This is a genomic window from Pseudovibrio sp. Ad46, from assembly GCF_001623065.1.
Classification (GTDB): domain Bacteria; phylum Pseudomonadota; class Alphaproteobacteria; order Rhizobiales; family Stappiaceae; genus Pseudovibrio.
In genome coordinates this window covers 26,622-45,268 of the sequence record NZ_LMCG01000019.1, presented here as the reverse complement: position 1 = coordinate 45,268, position 18,647 = coordinate 26,622, and the positions used below count along the sequence as shown (strand labels likewise).

Here is an 18,647-nt window from a genome sequence, read left to right as displayed (position 1 = left end):
ATCTCTCAACTCTGACTAAGGATAGTATCATGGAAAGCGCTTTTACAGGGTCCTGCCTTTGCGGGAATGTACAGCTGAAATCCACAATGAAGCCGCAGATTACCGCACACTGTCACTGTGATGACTGTCGCAAGTCGTCCGGAACAGGACATTGCACTCATGCAGCTCTGCCCAAAGAGGCGGTTGAAGTGACTGGGGAGCTCACATTTTTTGACAAGCCTGCAAATAGTGGAAATGTAGTCACAAGGGGCTTTTGCCCAACCTGCGGCAGCGCTGTTTACTCACTCAACTCAGCCATGACAGATTTGATCTTTGTGCGTGCATCTGCTGTTGACCAACCGGAGGTCATCGAGCCTCAGGTAAACGTGTATTCCAGTAGAGCACCATCGTGGGATGAGATTGATCCGAAGCTTCCGGCATTCCCGGAAATGCCTCCGCAAGGCTCACGAGAAGTTATCGAAGAAGGCGTTAGCAGCTAACACTTCATTCCTGTGAGGCAGGTAAGCGTTCACCCCCAACGCGGCGCGGCCTGTTTTTCTAAAACAAATAGAAACGGGGGGAGCAAAGCTCCCCCCGTCGCAGGCAATTCAGAGATTAAGGAAGAAAACTCTCTTACATTGCCAAGGAGATAAAGATACCGGCGATCGCCGCGCTCATGAGGTTGGAGCAGGTTGCTGCCAACAGAGTGCGAGGACCGTACTTCGCGATGAAGTTCATGCGGTTTGGAGCCAGAACACCCAGACCACCAATGAGAATACCCATGGAAGAGATGTTCGCGAATCCGCAGAGAGCGAAGGAAACGATTGCCTTGGTCTTTTCCTGAATGACAGGCAGACCCATGTCGATTGCTGTGGCATCTACGAGGTAGTTCTTCAGGTCGAGGTACGCCACGAATTCGTTGACGACCAGTTTTTTACCGATCAAAGAACCTGCAACACCGATGTCAGCCATTGGAACACCCAGCAGGTAAGCGATTGGAGCAAAGATCCAGCCGAGGATCATTTCCAGAGACAAGCTGAAGCCTGCCAGATCACCAACACTGCCGAGGATCAGGTTCACCAGAGTGATGAGACCGATCATTGCAACAAGGTTTGCACCGATCGCACCAGCAAGCTGAAGACCATTCATTGCGCCCTGACCAGCAGCAGCCAGCACGTTTTCTGGTTTTTCGTCACCAAAGTCAGCGCTTGTGTCTACTGTGTAGTTCACTTCTTTGGTTTCAGGCATAATGAGTTTTGCGAAGAGAAGACCACCTGGTGCAGCCATGAAGGATGCAGCGAGCAGGAATTCGATCTTAACACCCATCAGCGCGTAGCCGCCGAGAACGGTACCAGCAACAGACGCCATACCACCGCACATGATAGCGAAGAACTCACTATCAGACATCTTAGGCATGTAAGGCTTCACAACCAGTGGAGCTTCTGTCTGACCAACAAAAACGTTGGAAACTGCAGACATGGATTCTGCCTGAGATGTACCGAGCAGTCTTGCCATGCCACCGCCGATGACACGAATGACGACCTGCATAACACCGAGGTGGTACAGAACTGCAATCAGAGCGGAGAAGAAAATAACGAGGCAAAGCACGTTGAAGGCAAACACGAAGCCAACAGTTTCAGAAAGTGAACCGTTGGTGAGGTTGCCGAAAAGGAAGTTAACGCCGGAACGACCACTGTCGATCACACCGGAAATGCCCTTTGACATTGCATGAAGAATAGCACGGCCAGCTGGAACGTAGAGCACGAAAGCGCCGATACCAATCTGTAGAGCCAGCGCACCACCTACGGTGCGGAGATTGATCGCCTTGCGATTGGTTGAAACCAATACAGCAATAACAATCAGTGTAGCGATGCCAAGAAAACCTGTTGCGAACATTATGAGCTCCTCCCAGAGGCTCTGAGGTAAGTTGTTGATTATGGTTGGGGAGAAATTTGAAGCGCCGGAAGGCGACTAACCGTACCCACCTTCACGTGGACAGTTGAGATGGCCACCCGCATCCAACAAATGCTTTGTCATTGAAAAACAATGCAAAACACCTGCGATTGTAGAACCTTCTAGTGCTTCATCAGGAATTGTCAGTGCTGAGGATATACACACGGTGGGAGTTCGCGAGTATGAGCCATCAGTCTCTGTGAACGTGCGGCATACGACAGGCGCAGTACACTCACCTTGCGTAGGTGCGAATGTGAACTGACCCGATTGCATAGTTTGCCTCACCTTTTAATTAATTCCCTTTGGTGAGGGCAACCTAGTTGCCTGAGAGGCAATTATTAAGTTTTTTAAATATATCAATCGTTTCGAAGTTCGAAACAAACTAGAAAATATTACGTAGAAAACCACGCCACATACGGATTATTTCGTAGATTATAGTTCTTACAGAACATATAGAATAAAAATAGTAGAACTTTAAGAGCTACAACCTAGAACAAAATAAGAATAACAAAACAAGTTCATGCACGATCTAATCACATCAGGCCGCATTACTTTGCGAATGCTGCGTTACTTCCATCAAGTGTCAGTAAGTGGACACTTTGGGCGTGCGGCGGAAGAGCTGCATATTTCTAAGTCACCTATGTCCATACAAATCAAAGAGTTGGAGGTTGCCCTTGGTCTCTCTCTCTTTCAGCGTGACTCACGAAATGTTTCTCTGACTGCTGCGGGGCGCGTGCTGAAACGTGAGTGCGAGCAGATTTTCAATACGTTGGATTACGCCATCACCAACACCCAGCGGCAGGGACGTGCGGAAAACTCGACCCTCAGCATCGGGATGGTGAGCAGCGCCTTTTTGGATGGATTTGCGAACCTGCTCTCGGATTTCAAGAGCAAGCATCCGGATTGTTCTCTGAATTTTACCGAGTTGGCGCCCAATCAACAGAAGGAAGCGCTGGATGGCGGCATCATTGATCTGGGTATCTGCCGCTATGGCGATACACTCAATGAGCCAGCCTTAAACTCAAAAGTATTGGTGAGAGAAAACCTTACTCTGGCAGTGCCTAGCACACACCCTCTCAAGGATCGCAGGGTGGTGGGACTGGAAGAACTAAAAGATGAGGAAATGGCTGTTTTGGACCGGAGCATGTCCAACTCGACGCCATTTTTGATTGCAAGATGTAAGGATCAGGGCTTCTACCCCAAAGCCGCTTTTGAGGTTCAGGAGCCAAGTACCTTGTTGGCGTTGGTTGCTTCCGGTCAGGCGATTGCTTTGGTTAGCGACTGTTTTCGTAGTCAGAAATCCAAGAATGTGCGTTTCATTCGCTTGAAGGAAGACATTCCGGCAGACCTTTGCGCAATTTACAAAAAGAACTATGAGACAGATATCTTGCGCAAGTTTCTGCAGTTCATCGAGTTTGACTACAAGCCGCAGATTGATGAGAACTGAGGGAAATCTGCATGTTCCCTCAGTTTAAGCCCTAAGCAGTTTCCTGTTCAGAAATTCTGACATCCATCCGCTTGCCCGTATCAGCATTGAAGAGATGTACGCCCGACAGTGTCAACTCAACGTGGACCTGGTCACCAGTTCGGCGCGTTATCTCTGGATCTTCGCGAACAACCATTTGCTCGCCAGTTTCCAACTCAACATGCACGTAAGTGGTGTCCCCCAGATACTCTTCCAGTAACACTTCTGCCTTCAGATAGCTCTCCCCTGCTTCATCATGCAAAATGCCGTGAGACGGACGGATACCGAGTGTGACATTTGTCGGGATGACCGAGGCCTTGTTGGAGATAGGGAGCAGTGTCCCATCCTTAAGCTGCGCACTGTTTTCGCTCAGTTTTTCCAGCTGCAAAAAATTCATATTGGGCGAGCCGATGAAACTGGCCACGAACAGGTTTGCTGGACGCTCATAAAGATCTCGCGGTGTGCCGACCTGCTGGACCTCGCCGTCATTCAGAACCACGATACGATCTGCCAGTGTCATAGCCTCGACCTGATCGTGGGTCACATACACCATGGTTGCTGACAGACGTTGATGAAGGCGCGCGATTTCCAACCGCACTTGCCCACGCAATGCTGCATCCAGATTTGAGAGAGGTTCATCAAACAGGAAAATTTTGGGATCTCTCACAATCGCACGGCCAATTGCAACACGTTGGCGCTGTCCACCTGAGAGCTGAGAGGGCTTTCGGTCCATCAACGCGTCCAGCTCCAGCGCACGGGCACTTTCAGCAACGCGATCCTTGATTTCTGCCTTTGAGTACCCTGCTTGCTTCAGGACCAGCTCCATGTTTCCCCGCACACTCAAATGCGGATAAAGCGCATAGGTCTGGAAGACCATGGCGATCTCACGCTTAGACGGCGGAAGGTGTGCGATGGATTTGCCTTCAATGGCAATATCGCCCGCACTTTCGTCTTCCAGCCCTGCCATGATGCGCAGGAGTGTGGATTTTCCGCAGCCGGATGGTCCGAGCAAGACGAGGAATTCACCGGATTGGATATCAAGGTTGATACCATCCAACACATTCTCAGCACCGAAAGACTTGTAGAGGGATGAGATTTTCAAGTTAGCCATATTACAAGTCCAGTTTCTGAGCTGTGCCTGTGCGCACAGCCTGATCTGCCGCCAATACGACAGCTAGAGAATTTACCGCTGCATTCATGTGATCTTCTAAATCCAGCCCTTCACGGATAGCTGTGAGCACAAAGGCTTGCTCGCGATCACACAGGGCTTGATGCCCCGGTTCACCATCCATGCTGAGTACATCGTCTTTGCTTGCAAACTCGCCGTTCGCATCCGTTTCTCCGTAATGAACCCGGATGGTGGAGGTTTTGGTGTGCATGTCGATATCGTCCGAACGGGCCTCGCCTTCCATAACAATCGAGACGCTGCCATTTTTCGAGACGACATCTTTTACGAAGAACGCAGTTTCCGACATCATCGGGCCCCACCCTGCCTCGTACCAACCGACGGAGCCATCCTCGAACTGGACTTGCAGATGGCCGTAATTGTACATGTCCTCGGGAAGTTCATCACTCAGGCGCACGCCCATGCCACGCACTTCAACGGGCTTTGCATCAGTGATCTGGCACATGACATCGATGTAGTGGACGCCGCAATCCACGATGGGCGATGTTGTTTGCATCAGCTGTTTATGGGTTTGCCATGTTGCGCCGCTGGATTGCTGATTGAGGTTCATGCGGAAGACGTAAGGGCCGCCCAGTTTGCGCGATTGCTCTATGAGGGTTGTCCATGATGGGTGATGGCGCAGGATATAACCAACCACCAGTTTACGTCCCAGCTTGCGAGCAGTTTCCACGACACTTTGAGCATCTTCCAGAGTGGTTGCCAGTGGTTTTTCTACAAACACATCTGCCCCTGCTTCCATCGCCATGACTGCATATTCTGCATGGCTGTCTGAGTAAGTGCAGATGGACACAAGATCGGGTTTGGTTTCGACCAGAGCCTGCGCAAAATCAGATTGCATGGTGTAGCCACTCAACTCTTCAGGCAATTCCACCGGTGATCGATTGACCAGTCCGACGATCTCAAATCCCGAATTGGTCTCATACGCCAGAGCGTGGGATTTTCCCATGTTTCCTAGGCCAGCCACGAGCACGCGGATAGGTTTTTTACTCATTTGACTGCTCCAGATGTTAGGCCCCGAATGAGTTGGCGCGAGAAGAGCGTGTAGAGAATGAGGACCGGAATGACTGCCAGCGCCATAGCCGCGAGAATTGCGTTCCAGTTGTTGGAATATTGCCCAACAAACACCTGAGCGCCCAGTGTGAGTGTTTTGGTATGCTCTGCGGGGGCCAGAACGAGTGGGAACCAGAGATCATTCCAAATCGGGATCATAGAGAAAACAGCCACTGTTGCCATTGCGGGTCTGATGAGAGGCAGTACGAGGCGTAAGAAGATTGAGTATTCCGAAAGGCCATCGATACGGCCAGCAGATTTGAGGTCTGATGACACTGTCGACATGAACTCGGAGAGAATGAAGATCGCCAGTGGCAGGCCTTGCGCTGTGTAGACCAGTATGAGTGCCCAATGCGTGTTCACGAGATCTGTTGCGACCATCAGGCGGAGAATTCCGACAGTTCCCAAACGGATTGGGATCATAATGCCCAGCGCCATATAAAGACCCATGAGGCGATTACCGCGGAACTTGTATTCACTGAGCGCAAAAGCTGCCATTGCTCCAAACAGGAGAATGAGACACAGGCTCACACCAGTCACGAACAGCGAGTTCCAGAAATATAGCGGGAAGTTGCCTTGCTGCAGCACTGTTGAATACCCGACCAGATCCAGAGTTTCGGAGGTTGGGAGTTCCAAAGGCTTGCGGAAGATCGCTTTTTTGGTTTTGATCGAGTTGATGAGAATGAGGAGAACAGGGAAAAGCGCGATCACTGCAAACGTGAGCAGGATTACATGCGCTCCCAGTTCTGCCATTCGGTTTCGTCTTGCACGAGAAATAGCCATTTGCGCCTCACATCTCGTAGCGGGTCAGCTTGCGCTGAATAAAGAAGAGATAGACAGCAACACCCATCAGGATGATAAAGAACATCACCGTTGCAATGGCAGCGCCCATGTTGGGGTCACCGGGTTGCAACTGTTGCCCGTAGAACGTTCGATACAAGATCGTGCCCAGCAGGTCTGTCGAGAAGTTTGGCCCCGCAAGCGGCCCCTGCGTGGTGTAGATCAAATCAAATGCGTTGAAGTTGCCTACGAAGGTTAGGATAGAGATGATGCCGATGGTTGGCAGGATCAGGACCAGCTTGATCTTGAAGAACTGGGAAATGCCGGTCACACCATCACATTCTGCGGCTTCAATCACCTCATCAGGAATGGAGAGAAGCGCAGCATAAATCAGCATCATTGGAATGCCGATGAACTGCCAGACAGAGATGAGAGAAAGTGTAGTCAGCGCTGTTTCCTCTTTACCAAGGAACGGTAGATACCAACTGCCAACCCCGACAGACTTCATCAGACCTTTGGAAACGCCCCATAGCGGGGAGAGCATAAGCTTCCAGACGAACCCGACGACAACGAAGGACAGAAGGGTCGGCATGAATATGGCTGTGCGATAAAACTTCTTGCCCGGCAGATGCGCCATGGAGAGCAAAGCCGCAATCAAGACACCGATCGGATTTTGCACCAGCATATGGATCAGGAAGAAATAGCAGTTGTTCCAAAGCGAATTGAGGAACGGCTTGACCCAGTACGGATCGAAGAACAGCTTGATGTAGTTTTCCAAGCCGACAAACGAGATCACTTGCGTGGTCGTATCTCTTTGGAAGAACGAAAAGCGCAGGGTTTCGGCCAGCGGCAGGATCATGATCATCGTGTAAACGATGACTGCCGGTGCCAAAAAGACAAGTACATGCCAGCGGAACGGCTTCTTCTTCCGCTCACTGACCATAAGGTCCTGTTCCAATTCCATCATCTCTCATTGCAATGCAGATGCACGGGTCAGTCCGCACATCTGCTGTTTTGTATTCAGTCAGAGAGATGGCTTAATCCATCTGAGGTTCGTACCAGGCGCTCAGCCCCTTCTGAAGCTGGTTCGCTGCATCCGCAGGCGTCTGCTTGCCATTGATGACGTTTGCAGACACGACCCACATTTCGTTCCAGAGGTTTGGAGTACCGCGAGAAACGATCTGTGCCGCAGAGCGGTTGGTGGACTGACAGTCTTTACGCCAGGAGATGAACTCGTCTGCCAATGGATCAGTGAGCGAAATCTCATGCTTGGACAAAGAAAAGAAGCCCGGCACAGCGTTGGAATAGAGTTCTGCGAACTCTTTGGTGCCCATCCACTCAAGGAACTTCATGGCAGCTTCAGAATTTGGCGAGGCTGCATTCAGGCCAATGCCGATGTCAGTGTGGTCTGAGATGTAGCAGCTGTCACCCTCTGCTGGCAGAGGTGGCCGGAAGGCGCCAAGCTCGAAGTCTGAATCGCGGTTGAAACCTGCAATTTCCCAAGAGCCTGATGGATAGATTGCAGCGCGGCCCAGTGTGAACAGGGTTTGGCTATCCGGATAGGATTGAGCTTCATAGCCATCCCCAAGGTACGGCCCCCAGCTTGCCAGCACTTCAAACGGCTTTACCCAGCCATCATCCGTCAACTTGCCGGTGCCAGCAACGACTGCCTTACGACCTTCCTCACCTTTCCAGTACATTGGCCCAATATTCTGATAGCCCATTGCAGCGGATTCCCACTGATCCAACGTGCCCATCGCCATTGGGATGTAATTGCCGTCTTCCTTGAACTTGTCGAGAACAGCAATGAACTCTGCTTGAGTTTTCGGTGGTTCAACACCGACTTCAGCAAAAGCATCCTTGTTGTAGATGAAGCCGTGGATCACAGCGGCCATTGGCACACAGAAGGTTGCGCTGCCATCATCTGTGCTCCACGCCCCTTTTGCTGAATCCGGGAAGTTGTCGAGGGTTGCCATGCCCTGCAGGTTCTTCAGGTAACCTTTGCTGTAAAGATCCAGCGACCCATCAAACGGACGGCATGTGATCAGATCACCAGCGGTTCCACCTTCCAGCTTTGCATTCAGTGCAGCGTTGTATTGCGTTGGAGCTGTTGGCGAGAATCTGATTTTGACCTCTGGATGCGCCTTCATAAACGCTGGCAAAATGGTTTCCTGCCAGATGCTCAAGTCGTCGTTACGCCAGCTCTCAATTGTCAGTTCTGAAGCAGCAAAAGCAAAGGATGCGGAGCCCAGAAGCAGGGATGCAGCAATGCCTGATGACAAATAGTGTTTCATTATTTCCTCCCATAACAAATAATCGAATACCGCCTTGAAAAACCGTCGGTATCGCAACTCGCCTGCCCCCCAGCGGGCGAATATTCCTGTTGGCACATTACGATCTAAACGGATCGCAATGCGCGCATAAATCAATCAGGTTGATGTAACCCAAGCACCCGAAGAGATTCTCCCAAATCTCCCTGAGTTTCATTCAATACGTTGATGGCCTGTTGCTTTGTTGCTCCCAGCACCAGCAAGACAGCCAGTTTAATCTGGCTTCCGCTTTCATGCAGGGCCGCAGCGGCTTTTTCCTGAGAGCAAGCGGTGAGTGAGACCACCATGTCTTTGGCGCGCTGATCAAGCTTGATGTTGGTCAGCTGCATATCCACCATGTAGCCACGATATACCTTCTTCAACCGCACCATAAGCGCCGTAGAGAACAGGTTGAGCGCCGCTTTTTGGCTGGTACCTGCGGATAGTCTGGTTGATCCTGCCAATACTTCAGGACCCGTCCTTAACAGGATTTCATGCTCGGCATCGGCCAGTAACGGGCTTTGCGGATTGTTCGCCAGTGATATGGTCAGAGCCCCCGCGCCTCTGGCGGTTTGAATGGCAGAGCGGGTAAAAGGTGTGGTGCCGCTTGCTGCAACACCTAAAACGACATCAGAAGCGCCGACATTATTCTCCAAAATAAAAGCACGGCCTGCTTCTTCGCTGTCCTCAGCGCCTTCCTGCGGGCGTAACAATCCAGCTTCACCGCCTGCCAGACCATAGATCAGGCGATGCTCTGGCCAGCCAAATGTAGGGATGAGTTCAATGCCATCCAGAACGCCCAGTCTACCTGAGGTCCCTGCGCCGACGTAGACAAGTCTACCTTCGGTTCCCTGCAGTCTTTGGGCAGCTGCATCAACTGCGGCTTCCAGCTCTCCCAACGCAGACCAGACAGCGTTGAGGGCTTGCATTTGACCACCCAGCAAGGCTTTGAGGACTTCGTCAGTCCCCCATGTTTCCAAGCCTGCATAACGTGAAGATCTTTGCTCGGTTTCACGCCACTCCTGCGGATTGGAATGTTCTGGAAACCCCACTTTTTTGGACATGCTGGACACGAGACTCTCCCTGATACCAATAGCATACCAACAACTCACGATATGGCAATGATATATTAGAGAAGCCCCGCAATTTGCGTAATTACAATAGATTTCTAGCAGTTACCTGTGACAATTGCAGGCCACAGGTATTGTTTTGGACCTAGTTTTTTCTTGGTCAATCCCAGCGTGCTTCTTCTTCGCGGCGTACAAAGACGACCTGACGTCCATCAGGCAGCAACTGGCTGATTTGATCTGGGCCGCCGTGTTCATCAAACTCAACTAATCCAATGCCACTTGCATTCAGCAAGCGTCGGCCATGATGCGTGCCCACAGGTTTGCGCGGAATAACCTTCATGCCACGTCGTCTGGTGAGCCAGTTCAAGGGAGAGCGAGGCGCATAGAGCCAGCGGTTCAGATGGTCGAGTTTATCAAGCAGTTTGGCCGGGAACTCGTTTTTGATGCCACTGCTGCAGATTTGCCAGATGTCAGGCCCACGAGAGTGTCCGCGCAACTCGACATCGTAAACAAAGGAGTAGTGCACATCACCGGAAAGGATCGTAAAGCGATCTGGCGTTTTGCGGTGGCGGAACACGTTCAAAATGCCATCTGCCGTTCCCGGATGTGCCATCCAGTATTCCGCATCCACCATGAGCGGCTTGCCCATGAACGTGAGCAGCTTCTGCAGCGTTTCGATCAGCTTTACGCCGAAGATCGGAGCTGCGGAGACGAGTAGCACGGCGTCTTTTCCGCGCAGAGATCGTTGTAAATCTGTGACCGCTTCCCAGTCCAGAAGACCCGAGGGTAGATATCCTGCCCGCTCTGATCTCCATCGACGTGTGCGCGTATCCAGCACCAGCAGTGGTGGGTCTAGTTCCCAGTGATAGTCCCAGTTTTCAAAGGCGAAGAGGTGATCCAGAAACTCATCGTAGCTGTTTGTGCCTGGCACTGTGACAGCTTGCGTCATCGCTTCAAGTGTTCCACCTGAGAACGCTTCAGGTCGGTTGCCCCACCCCTGATTGAGCATATAGGCGCACAAGGCATTGCCAATGATCCGTCGGGAGAACGGATGGCCGTAGGCGGTCTCTTCCCAGTCACGGTTGAGGTTCCAATCATCAGTGACATCATGGTCATCAAAGATCATCGCGACCGGAAGATGGGCAAACAGGCGGCGCACCTGACTGAGGCCAACAACAAACTCCTTCAGGATTTTCTGTTCGCTCTCATAGAGCTCTGCTTCTTCTGGTGTCAGTCCTTCGGGGGCATCTGTCTCAACCAGTCCCCATAGCGCCGGAGACCAGACGAGGAGGTACATTGCCAAGAATTCAGCAAGTGTGATCAGATGGTTATGGGCGTGATCAGCAGTGAAGATCGGTTTTTCTACGCCACCGAACAAGACAAGCCAGAGCTTTCGGTTTTTCTCCAGACTTGGGAGAAATTTTTCGCGGCGGTAGTAGGTGTCGCCGTGCTGGTAGAAATCTGATGCCTTATCAGGCACTTTGCTTTCCAAGCCCGCCAGCTGTTCCTCAGTGATACCGAGTTTTTCGATAAGCACATGGATAGCTCGCAGCATGGGGCCAGCAACATCATCTGAGTAAATCTGATCGCCACTCATCACGAGGGCAGCTGGCCATTTTTCCTTATCAACTTTGGTGCCCTTCTCAGCTCTGATGTGCTTTGCCAGAAACAGATCAGCTGCGACCAGACCATCGCCGGATTCGTGATGTGGTTTGCGGCAAGACCCGTGCAGGAGTGAGGAAACTTTTGAGCTTAGCAGAAAGCCTGGGAGTTCCTGATTTTCATAGCAGAGATCAGGAGCCCATACGGAATGATCCTGCCACCCAGCCTCCTCATCATCCTCCATACGCAGAGCAAGGCGGTAACTGATCCAAGTGTCATGCGGTAGAGGGCTTTGGAGAGGTAGATCGATCAGGAGGTAATGGAGATGTACCCCTGCTGAGATCAGGTTTACCTCAGTTTGCGCTTTCGTCAGCTCGTAGGTTTGCGGCTCACGGCCTTGTGGGAGCAAATCCAGTTTCACATCTGCCGGAGCGCGCACTGCGAGCCAGAATGTTAAACGTGAGGTTTCCAGTCGACGCAAGATCGGGCCAGCTAAAACGGATGGGAGAGAATAGTTTTCAAGCATTCGTTGATATTATTTTTCGCGATATCCAGATGTGAAATTCTTAGATGAGAGATAGGAACGCAAACCGCAAAATCCAATAAGTGTCAGCGACTCCCCTCTCATAAAATCCAACTTACAAAAGATTTCTGAACCTCGCCTGAACCGAACCTGCCTTGACACTAGTTCATAATCGTTCTAGCAAAATCATGTCTGCAGGGGAGTCTCACCAAGGAGACTGAGAGGCTGACAGAGCGCAAGCTCGGCGACGCGACCCTTAGAACCTGACCCAGTTGATACTGGCGTAGGAAGCACGGGTCGCGGGGCCTGTTTGAAGGGCCAGTGTAACAACCGCGATCTTAGCAGCAGAAGTTCTTTCTGCCGTTTCCCAGCCAAAACTCATCTGGTGTCTTTTTCGAGTTATGAACTTGAGGAGCACCATTATGACGACGCCGAACCCATCCATCACCACAGGCGCTTTGCCAGCAGCGCGCAAAATCTATGTTCGTGGCAGCTTGCACGAAGACGTGCTTGTGCCCATGCGCGAAATCAGCGTTCACCCGACAGCAGGTGAACCACCGCTGCCAGTCTATGATAGTTCCGGCCCATACACAGACCCAACGGCAACAACGAATATTTCTGAAGGTTTGCCTGCTCTACGGCGCAAGTGGATTGAGGTGCGCGGTGACACTGAGGAGTATGATGGCCGCGAGATTAAACCTGAAGACAATGGTTTTGTGAAAGGCGACCGGCTTGTTCCTGAGTTTCCGGTGAAGCCTCGCCCCTTGCGCGGAAAGGACGGTAAAGCCGTCACCCAGCTGGCTTATGCCCGCGCTGGCATTATCACACCGGAGATGGAGTTTATCGCCATCCGCGAAAACCAGTTGCGGGAAGCGGTTGCAGAAGAGCGGTGTGGCAATGACTGGGGTGCGAGCATTCCAGATTATGTAACACCAGAGTTTGTACGTGATGAAGTGGCAGCTGGCCGCGCGATCATTCCGTCGAACATCAACCACCCTGAGAGTGAGCCGATGATCATCGGGCGGAACTTTCTGGTCAAGATCAACGCCAATATGGGTACATCTGCTGTTACCTCCTCCATGGAAGAGGAAGTCGACAAGATGGTGTGGTCGATCCGCTGGGGCGCTGACACGGTGATGGATCTGTCTACCGGTCGTAACATTCACAACACCCGTGAATGGATCATCCGCAACAGTCCTGTACCGATTGGGACCGTCCCGCTTTATCAGGCACTTGAGAAGGTGAATGGAGTTGCGGAAGATCTGACTTGGGAAATCTTCCGCGACACGTTGATTGAGCAGGCAGAGCAAGGGGTTGATTACTTCACCATCCATGCTGGCGTGCGCCTTCACATGGTGCCGATGACCGTTAATCGCGTGACGGGGATTGTCTCCCGTGGCGGTTCCATCATGGCGAAGTGGTGTCTACATCATCACAAAGACAGCTTCCTCTATGAGCACTTTGACGAGATCTGCGATATTTGCCGCCAGTACGATGTGGCGTTTTCTCTTGGTGATGGATTGCGTCCGGGTTCCATTGCAGATGCAAATGATGAAGCCCAGTTTGCCGAGTTGGAGACGCTTGGGGAGCTGACCAAGATTGCATGGGCCAAGGATTGTCAGGTGATGATTGAAGGCCCGGGTCATGTGGCCATGCACAAGATCAAAGAGAACATGGATAAGCAGCTGGAATGCTGCCATGAAGCACCGTTTTACACGCTTGGCCCTCTCACCACGGATATCGCGCCCGGATATGATCACATCACCTCCGGCATCGGTGCTGCGATGATCGGGTGGTTTGGCTGCGCCATGCTTTGCTATGTGACACCGAAAGAGCATTTAGGGTTGCCGGACCGGGATGATGTGAAAACCGGTGTGATTACCTATAAGATTGCAGCTCACGCCGCTGATCTTGCGAAAGGATTGCCGGGTGCCCAGCGCCGGGATGATGCCTTGTCCCGTGCACGCTTTGAATTCCGTTGGGAGGATCAGTTCAACCTTTCTCTCGATCCGGATACTGCGCGAGAGTTCCACGATGAAACGTTGCCGAAAGATGCGCATAAAGTGGCTCATTTCTGTTCTATGTGCGGACCGAAGTTCTGCTCTATGCGGATCTCCCATGACATCCGCGCGGAAGCGCAGAAGGAAGGCATGGAGGCTATGGCGGCCAAGTTCCGGGAAGGCGGTAAACTGTATCTGCCACTTGAAGGAACAGAGCAGTGATTACGATTGCAGGAGCTGGCCTTGCGGGGCTGGCTTCCGCCTATGAGCTGGCAAAGAGCGGTGCATCCGTCACTATCTTTGAAAAATCCGCTAAACCGGGCGAAAGCAGTGTCGCACGGTTTGCCGGCGGCATGCTTGCTCCGTTTTGCGAACGGGAAAGTGCAGAAGAAGACGTTGTTACACTTGGGGTGCAGGCCGCTGATTGGTGGTCTCAGGTAACGCTTGTTACCCGGCACGGAACGCTGGTGGTTACTCCGCCGCGCGATCAGGCCGAGCTGACCCGTTTTGCACGGCGGACCTCACACTTTACCGAGGTGAACGGTCAAGCGATCTCAGAGCTGGAGCCAGCATTGGCTGGACGCTTTGAGCGCGGGCTGTTTTTCAAAGAGGAGGCGCATCTGGATCCACGGCAGGCACTGGCTGACCTGACAGGCGTTGTTCAGGAGCTTGGGGTAGAGATCCAATATGGAAGGACTGCACCTGCGCGGGTCAATCTCAATTGCACAGCAACCGCATCCAGCCTTCCTGACTTGCGGGCTGTGCGCGGTGAGATGGCGATTTTGCATTGTCCTGAGGTTCAGCTTTCCCGTGTCATCCGGCTCTTACACCCACGTATGCCGCTTTATCTGGTGCCGCGGGCTGATGGGTTGTTCATGATTGGCGGAACGATGGTGGAGAGTAACTCTGACCGTCCTCCTACCCTACGATCCCTTACAGAAATGCTGAGCGCAGCCTTTGCCATTCACCCTGCCTTTGCCGAGGCCAGTGTGGTTGAAATTGGAGCGGGATTGCGTCCAGCGTTTCCAGACAACTTGCCTCGACTGGTCGAGCATGACGGGTCTCTCCACCTCAACGGGCTTTACCGCCACGGCTTTTTGCTTGCACCAGCACTGGCACAGCAAGCAGCACAACATCTTTTGAAGGAGGCTTGCGCATGAAGATCATCGTGAATGCAGAACCACGCGACGTCACCAACGAAACGTTGGAGGATGCTCTTACGGAGCTGGAGTTCATCAGCCCCGCTGTTGCGACGGCTTTGAACGGCCGTTTTGTCCCTCGTGAGGACTACTCTGAGACATCCCTTTCAGAAGGCGATCGACTGGAAGTTCTTGCGCCTATGCAGGGAGGGTAACATGCAGCTTTATGGTACAGACATCAGTTCCCGGCTGTTGCTCGGGACAGCGCAATACCCTTCTCCTGCTGTGCTACAAAAAGCAATTGAGACCAGCAGGGCAGAGATCATCACAGTCTCTTTGCGACGCGAAACCGCTGACGGTTCTGGGGCTGGTTTCTGGGGGCTATTGAAAGATAGTGGCTGCAGAATTCTGCCCAACACCGCTGGGTGCCATAGCGTGCAAGAAGCCGTTGTTACTGCACAGATGGCTCGCGAGTTGTTTGGAACTGACTGGATCAAGCTAGAGGTTATCGGCAACTCAGACACCTTACAGCCCGATGTGTTTGGGTTGGTCGAAGCTGCGAGGCTTCTCTGTGCAGATGGTTTCAAGGTGTTTCCATACACGACTGATGATCTTGTGGTTGGCGAAAAGCTGTTGGAAGCCGGATGCGAACTGCTGATGCCGTGGGGGGCTCCCATCGGGTCTGGTCAGGGCCTGCGAAATCCCGAGGCCTTGCGGGCCATGCGAGCGCATTTTCCGGATGTACCCTTGATCGTGGATGCTGGTATTGGGCGTCCCTCTGACGCCACGCGTGCAATGGAGCTTGGCATGGATGCTGTTCTGCTCAATACCGCAGTTGCCAAAGCGGGTGACCCGGTTTTGATGGCGCAGGCAATGGCGCAGGCAATTGAAGCAGGGCGCAATGGATACATAGCAGACCCAATGGACCCGCGCGACATGGCGGTTCCCTCTACCCCAATCCTTGGCATGGCGGAGTTGATCTGATGGAACGGTTTTATCTGATTGCCGGAGACGCGGACTGGATTGAAAAGCTTGTCCCTCACGGCGTGAAGCTTGTTCAACTGAGGATCAAAGACCAACCTGAACAAGTTGTTCGTCTGCAAATTGCACAGGCTCGTGACTATTGCCGTCAACATGGCGTTCAACTGATCATCAATGACTATTGGGAGCTGGCGTTAGAGCTTGGCTGTGATTTCGTTCATCTTGGACAGGAAGACATGGACAGTGCTGACTTTGCAGCACTCCAGAAGGCTGGTGTTCGCTTTGGTCTTTCCACCCATGATGAGGCCGAATTGGATCACGCCCTCTCCTTCAAGCCCGAGTATGTCGCTCTGGGCCCGGTCTATCCAACCAAGCTGAAGAAAATGAAGTGGGAACCGCAAGGTTTGGAGCGTGTCAGCCGCTGGAAACAGATGGTGGGCGAGACGCCTCTTGTTGCCATAGGTGGGTTAACGCCGGAGCGACTTGCCGGTGTGTTTGAAGCTGGTGCTGATAGCGCTGCGGTGGTGACAGACATTTTACAGGCACACGATCCGATTGCCCGAACTCAGGAATGGGTAGAGGCTTGTAAGCAATGACGCGTTATGACCGCCAGATGCTCTTGCCAGAAGTTGGAACCGCAGGGCAAAAGCGGTTGCTATCCGCTCATGTCCTCGTTGTTGGTGCTGGCGGTTTAGGCTGTCCAGTCCTGCAATATCTTGCCGGGGCCGGGGTGGGCGTTATCACGATTGTTGATCCCGATGTGATTGAAGAGAGTAATCTGCATCGACAGCCTTTGTACTCACCGGCAAATGTAGGGGAGAGCAAGGCCTATGCCGCAGCAGCTCGGTTACATGGCTACAATCCAGAGGTGGAGCTACGCGCCCTCAACATTGCTCTGGATCCTGCAAATGCGGGCGGACTGATTGCCCAGGCAGATATCATCGTGGATGCTGCAGATACGTTTGCTGCCTCTTACACGCTCTCAGATGAGTGCTACCAACAAAGCAAACCGCTTATCTCAGCCTCGGCGCTTGGAACCTCCGGTTATCTCGGAGGTTTTTGTGGTGGTGCGCCATCATTGCGAGCAGTGTTTCCCACCCCATCAACCAACTCTGCCAATTGCGCCAGTGCGGGTGTCCTCGGCCCTTCGGTCGGAAGCATCGGAGCAATGCAGGCACAAATGACTTTAGCGGTACTGTTGGGCTTTTCGCCCAGCCCATTGGGTCGTCTCACCACAGTGGATTTAAAGGGATTTGAGTTCGGTGGCTTTTCGTTTCTCAACGCCAAAGAACCGGAATGGCATGCACCCTTTATCTCAGTTAGTGAACTGAGGCAGGACGACGTTGTGGTTGAGCTTCGAGATGCATTGGAAGCACCCCAACCTGTCTGCAATACCGCACTGCGTCTTGCCCCCGATGAACTCGACCAGCACAACTTTAACCCTGCACACCGCATCACCCTTTGCTGCCGCACAGGCCTGCGCGCGTGGCGCGGAGCAGAGGCGCTTGCAAAGCAAGGGTATAAGGATGTTGCTCTGATTGCAGATGGGAGCGGCTGAAGAGCCCTTACTGTCTCTCCAAGTTACAGGTATCTGCGCCGCGCTCGATGAGGTCTGGTACGAACAGCTTTTGGAGATTGATAGGATCCTCACCGCCAATTAAGTCCAGCATGAACTTGCCCAGCGTTTCGCTCGGCTTTGATATCGGGAGATAACATGTTGTAATTGGCGGTGAGAAATACTGCGACACGTTCAGGTCATCTGTCGCAATAACGACAGCATCCCGGCCATGTTCCATACCACGCACCTGAAAGCCTGACAGAACCCCCATTGCGGTTGCTTCATTGGCACAGATGTAGGCAGTCGGCGGCTCATCAAACATGGACATTTCAAAAAGCTGTTCTCGCCCGAAGGCCGGTGTCAGGCGCCCGTAAGCAAGCAGTGAAGGGTCGAATGTCTGGCCCGCCTTTGACAGTGCGGCTTTGTAAGCCTCAATACGGTTTTGAGTATAGTTCAACTCTTCTCTGGCATTGATCATCGCGATGCGGCGATGACCTTTGGAGAGCAGACGCTCAACACAGATCGTCACAATACGGCGGTTATCGGTATCAACAAACGCATGGGGTGCGCTGGCGTCACTGGTTCCGTAGGTAACAAACGGAAAGTCCTGCTCCTGCATGAAGCTGATGCGCGGATCATTTGCTCTCGTCCCGGAGATGATGATTCCATCGGCTTTTTTGTTTTGAACGATGCGTTTTATAACCTCAAAGCTATCATCAAAACTGGCAACCTGATGCTGCACAACTCTGTAAGGCGTATGCTCAATTGCGCGGGATATTCCGCTGATCAGCTGCGTGTAACCAACGCCTGCCCATTCGTCATCATCAGGTGATGCAATGACTGTGATCATGGCTAACTGATAGGTCTTGCCAGTCCGGAGTTGAACTCCACTGATGTTAAGTTCGTATCCCAGCTCTTTAGCCGCTTGCAGTACTTTGTCACGTGTGCGTGGGCGTACCTGCGGCGAGGCATTTAGTGCTTTCGATACTGTTGCCGTGGAAAGCCCGGTTTCCTTAGCAATTGTTTTGATCGTCGGTCTTTGTGCCATGGGG

The 18,647-nt window shown here is 52.4% G+C and carries 17 protein-coding genes and 1 riboswitch; of the genes, 8 read left to right on the top strand and 9 right to left on the bottom strand.

Features of this window, described 5'->3' with window-relative positions:
* Positions 1–29 precede the first annotated feature (29 nt).
* Positions 30–479, top strand: coding sequence for a GFA family protein (locus PsAD46_RS04610; RefSeq protein ID WP_063286673.1), 450 nt, complete (start codon positions 30–32; stop codon positions 477–479).
* A 133-nt stretch (positions 480–612) separates the two neighbouring features.
* On the opposite strand, the gene PsAD46_RS04605 is transcribed toward PsAD46_RS04610, so the two are convergent.
* Complete coding sequence (locus tag PsAD46_RS04605; RefSeq protein WP_057464104.1) at positions 613–1,875, bottom strand: NupC/NupG family nucleoside CNT transporter; 1,263 nt, start codon at positions 1,873–1,875, stop codon at positions 613–615.
* Positions 1,876–2,452: 577 nt separating this feature from the next.
* Here PsAD46_RS04605 and PsAD46_RS04600 point away from each other — a divergent pair.
* A complete protein-coding gene (locus PsAD46_RS04600; protein ID WP_057464105.1) occupies positions 2,453–3,379 on the top strand; it encodes a LysR substrate-binding domain-containing protein in 927 nt (308 codons plus the stop codon).
* A gap of 31 nt (positions 3,380–3,410) precedes the next feature.
* Here the strand turns inward: PsAD46_RS04600 and ugpC are convergent, their stop codons facing one another.
* The 7 genes from ugpC to PsAD46_RS04565 all read right to left on the bottom strand — a co-directional run bounded on the left by ugpC (position 3,411) and on the right by PsAD46_RS04565 (position 11,920).
* Positions 3,411–4,508 (bottom strand): sn-glycerol-3-phosphate ABC transporter ATP-binding protein UgpC, encoded by a 1,098-nt coding sequence (gene ugpC, locus PsAD46_RS04595; RefSeq protein WP_063306247.1) that lies wholly within the window; start codon positions 4,506–4,508, stop codon positions 3,411–3,413.
* Position 4,509: 1 nt separating this feature from the next.
* Positions 4,510–5,574, bottom strand: coding sequence for a Gfo/Idh/MocA family oxidoreductase (locus PsAD46_RS04590; protein ID WP_063306246.1), 1,065 nt, complete (start codon positions 5,572–5,574; stop codon positions 4,510–4,512).
* Positions 5,571–6,410 (bottom strand): carbohydrate ABC transporter permease, encoded by an 840-nt coding sequence (locus tag PsAD46_RS04585; RefSeq protein WP_063306281.1) that lies wholly within the window; start codon positions 6,408–6,410, stop codon positions 5,571–5,573. The genes PsAD46_RS04590 and PsAD46_RS04585 overlap by 4 nt, the downstream gene beginning before the upstream one ends.
* A 13-nt stretch (positions 6,411–6,423) precedes the next feature.
* Positions 6,424–7,377 carry a sugar ABC transporter permease gene (locus PsAD46_RS04580; RefSeq protein ID WP_244273172.1) on the bottom strand — a complete coding sequence of 318 codons (954 nt, stop codon included), beginning with the start codon at positions 7,375–7,377 and terminating at the stop codon, positions 6,424–6,426.
* Positions 7,378–7,450: 73 nt separating this feature from the next.
* Positions 7,451–8,707: an ABC transporter substrate-binding protein gene (locus tag PsAD46_RS04575; RefSeq protein ID WP_063306245.1), complete on the bottom strand. Its 1,257-nt coding sequence runs from the start codon at positions 8,705–8,707 to the stop codon at positions 7,451–7,453.
* Between the two features lie 131 nt (positions 8,708–8,838).
* Entirely contained in the window at positions 8,839–9,786 is a 948-nt protein-coding gene (locus tag PsAD46_RS04570) for an N-acetylmuramic acid 6-phosphate etherase (RefSeq protein ID WP_063306244.1), read from the bottom strand.
* Between the two features lie 166 nt (positions 9,787–9,952).
* A complete protein-coding gene (locus PsAD46_RS04565) occupies positions 9,953–11,920 on the bottom strand; it encodes a hypothetical protein (RefSeq protein ID WP_063306243.1) in 1,968 nt (655 codons plus the stop codon).
* A 183-nt stretch (positions 11,921–12,103) separates the two neighbouring features.
* Positions 12,104–12,224, top strand: a riboswitch (TPP riboswitch).
* 94 nt (positions 12,225–12,318) lie between these two features.
* Here PsAD46_RS04565 and thiC point away from each other — a divergent pair.
* Genes thiC through PsAD46_RS04535 form a run of 6 tightly spaced genes read left to right on the top strand, consistent with a single transcriptional unit; the run spans position 12,319 to position 17,595 of the window.
* On the top strand, positions 12,319–14,139 hold the full coding sequence (gene thiC / locus PsAD46_RS04560; RefSeq protein WP_208981040.1) for a phosphomethylpyrimidine synthase ThiC: 1,821 nt from the start codon (positions 12,319–12,321) through the stop codon (positions 14,137–14,139).
* Positions 14,136–15,077, top strand: a complete 942-nt coding sequence (locus PsAD46_RS04555; protein ID WP_063306242.1) for an FAD-dependent oxidoreductase — start codon at positions 14,136–14,138, stop codon at positions 15,075–15,077. The genes thiC and PsAD46_RS04555 overlap by 4 nt, the downstream gene beginning before the upstream one ends.
* Positions 15,074–15,271 carry a sulfur carrier protein ThiS gene (gene thiS / locus PsAD46_RS04550; protein WP_063306241.1) on the top strand — a complete coding sequence of 66 codons (198 nt, stop codon included), beginning with the start codon at positions 15,074–15,076 and terminating at the stop codon, positions 15,269–15,271. The genes PsAD46_RS04555 and thiS overlap by 4 nt, the downstream gene beginning before the upstream one ends.
* A gap of 1 nt (position 15,272) precedes the next feature.
* Positions 15,273–16,040 (top strand): thiazole synthase, encoded by a 768-nt coding sequence (locus tag PsAD46_RS04545; protein ID WP_063306240.1) that lies wholly within the window; start codon positions 15,273–15,275, stop codon positions 16,038–16,040.
* Positions 16,040–16,633: a thiamine phosphate synthase gene (locus tag PsAD46_RS04540; protein ID WP_063306239.1), complete on the top strand. Its 594-nt coding sequence runs from the start codon at positions 16,040–16,042 to the stop codon at positions 16,631–16,633. Before PsAD46_RS04545 ends, PsAD46_RS04540 begins: the two co-directional genes overlap by 1 nt.
* On the top strand, positions 16,630–17,595 hold the full coding sequence (locus PsAD46_RS04535) for a HesA/MoeB/ThiF family protein (RefSeq protein WP_063306238.1): 966 nt from the start codon (positions 16,630–16,632) through the stop codon (positions 17,593–17,595). The genes PsAD46_RS04540 and PsAD46_RS04535 overlap by 4 nt, the downstream gene beginning before the upstream one ends.
* A 7-nt stretch (positions 17,596–17,602) precedes the next feature.
* Here the strand turns inward: PsAD46_RS04535 and PsAD46_RS04530 are convergent, their stop codons facing one another.
* Positions 17,603–18,643 (bottom strand): LacI family DNA-binding transcriptional regulator, encoded by a 1,041-nt coding sequence (locus PsAD46_RS04530; protein WP_063306237.1) that lies wholly within the window; start codon positions 18,641–18,643, stop codon positions 17,603–17,605.
* Between the last annotated feature and the right edge of the window lie 4 nt (positions 18,644–18,647).

Coding starts and splice junctions, on each gene's coding strand:
- PsAD46_RS04605 (WP_057464104.1), bottom strand. CDS start 1,875: ATGTTCGCAACAGGTTTTCTTGGCATCGCTACACTGATTGTTATTGCT.
- PsAD46_RS04535 (WP_063306238.1), top strand. CDS start 16,630: ATGACGCGTTATGACCGCCAGATGCTCTTGCCAGAAGTTGGAACCGCA.
- PsAD46_RS04590 (WP_063306246.1), bottom strand. CDS start 5,574: ATGAGTAAAAAACCTATCCGCGTGCTCGTGGCTGGCCTAGGAAACATG.
- thiC (WP_208981040.1), top strand. CDS start 12,319: ATGAACTTGAGGAGCACCATTATGACGACGCCGAACCCATCCATCACC.
- thiS (WP_063306241.1), top strand. CDS start 15,074: ATGAAGATCATCGTGAATGCAGAACCACGCGACGTCACCAACGAAACG.
- ugpC (WP_063306247.1), bottom strand. CDS start 4,508: ATGGCTAACTTGAAAATCTCATCCCTCTACAAGTCTTTCGGTGCTGAG.
- PsAD46_RS04530 (WP_063306237.1), bottom strand. CDS start 18,643: ATGGCACAAAGACCGACGATCAAAACAATTGCTAAGGAAACCGGGCTT.
- PsAD46_RS04580 (WP_244273172.1), bottom strand. CDS start 7,377: ATGGAATTGGAACAGGACCTTATGGTCAGTGAGCGGAAGAAGAAGCCG.
- PsAD46_RS04570 (WP_063306244.1), bottom strand. CDS start 9,786: ATGTCCAAAAAAGTGGGGTTTCCAGAACATTCCAATCCGCAGGAGTGG.
- PsAD46_RS04575 (WP_063306245.1), bottom strand. CDS start 8,707: ATGAAACACTATTTGTCATCAGGCATTGCTGCATCCCTGCTTCTGGGC.
- PsAD46_RS04610 (WP_063286673.1), top strand. CDS start 30: ATGGAAAGCGCTTTTACAGGGTCCTGCCTTTGCGGGAATGTACAGCTG.
- PsAD46_RS04540 (WP_063306239.1), top strand. CDS start 16,040: ATGGAACGGTTTTATCTGATTGCCGGAGACGCGGACTGGATTGAAAAG.
- PsAD46_RS04565 (WP_063306243.1), bottom strand. CDS start 11,920: ATGCTTGAAAACTATTCTCTCCCATCCGTTTTAGCTGGCCCGATCTTG.
- PsAD46_RS04600 (WP_057464105.1), top strand. CDS start 2,453: ATGCACGATCTAATCACATCAGGCCGCATTACTTTGCGAATGCTGCGT.
- PsAD46_RS04545 (WP_063306240.1), top strand. CDS start 15,273: ATGCAGCTTTATGGTACAGACATCAGTTCCCGGCTGTTGCTCGGGACA.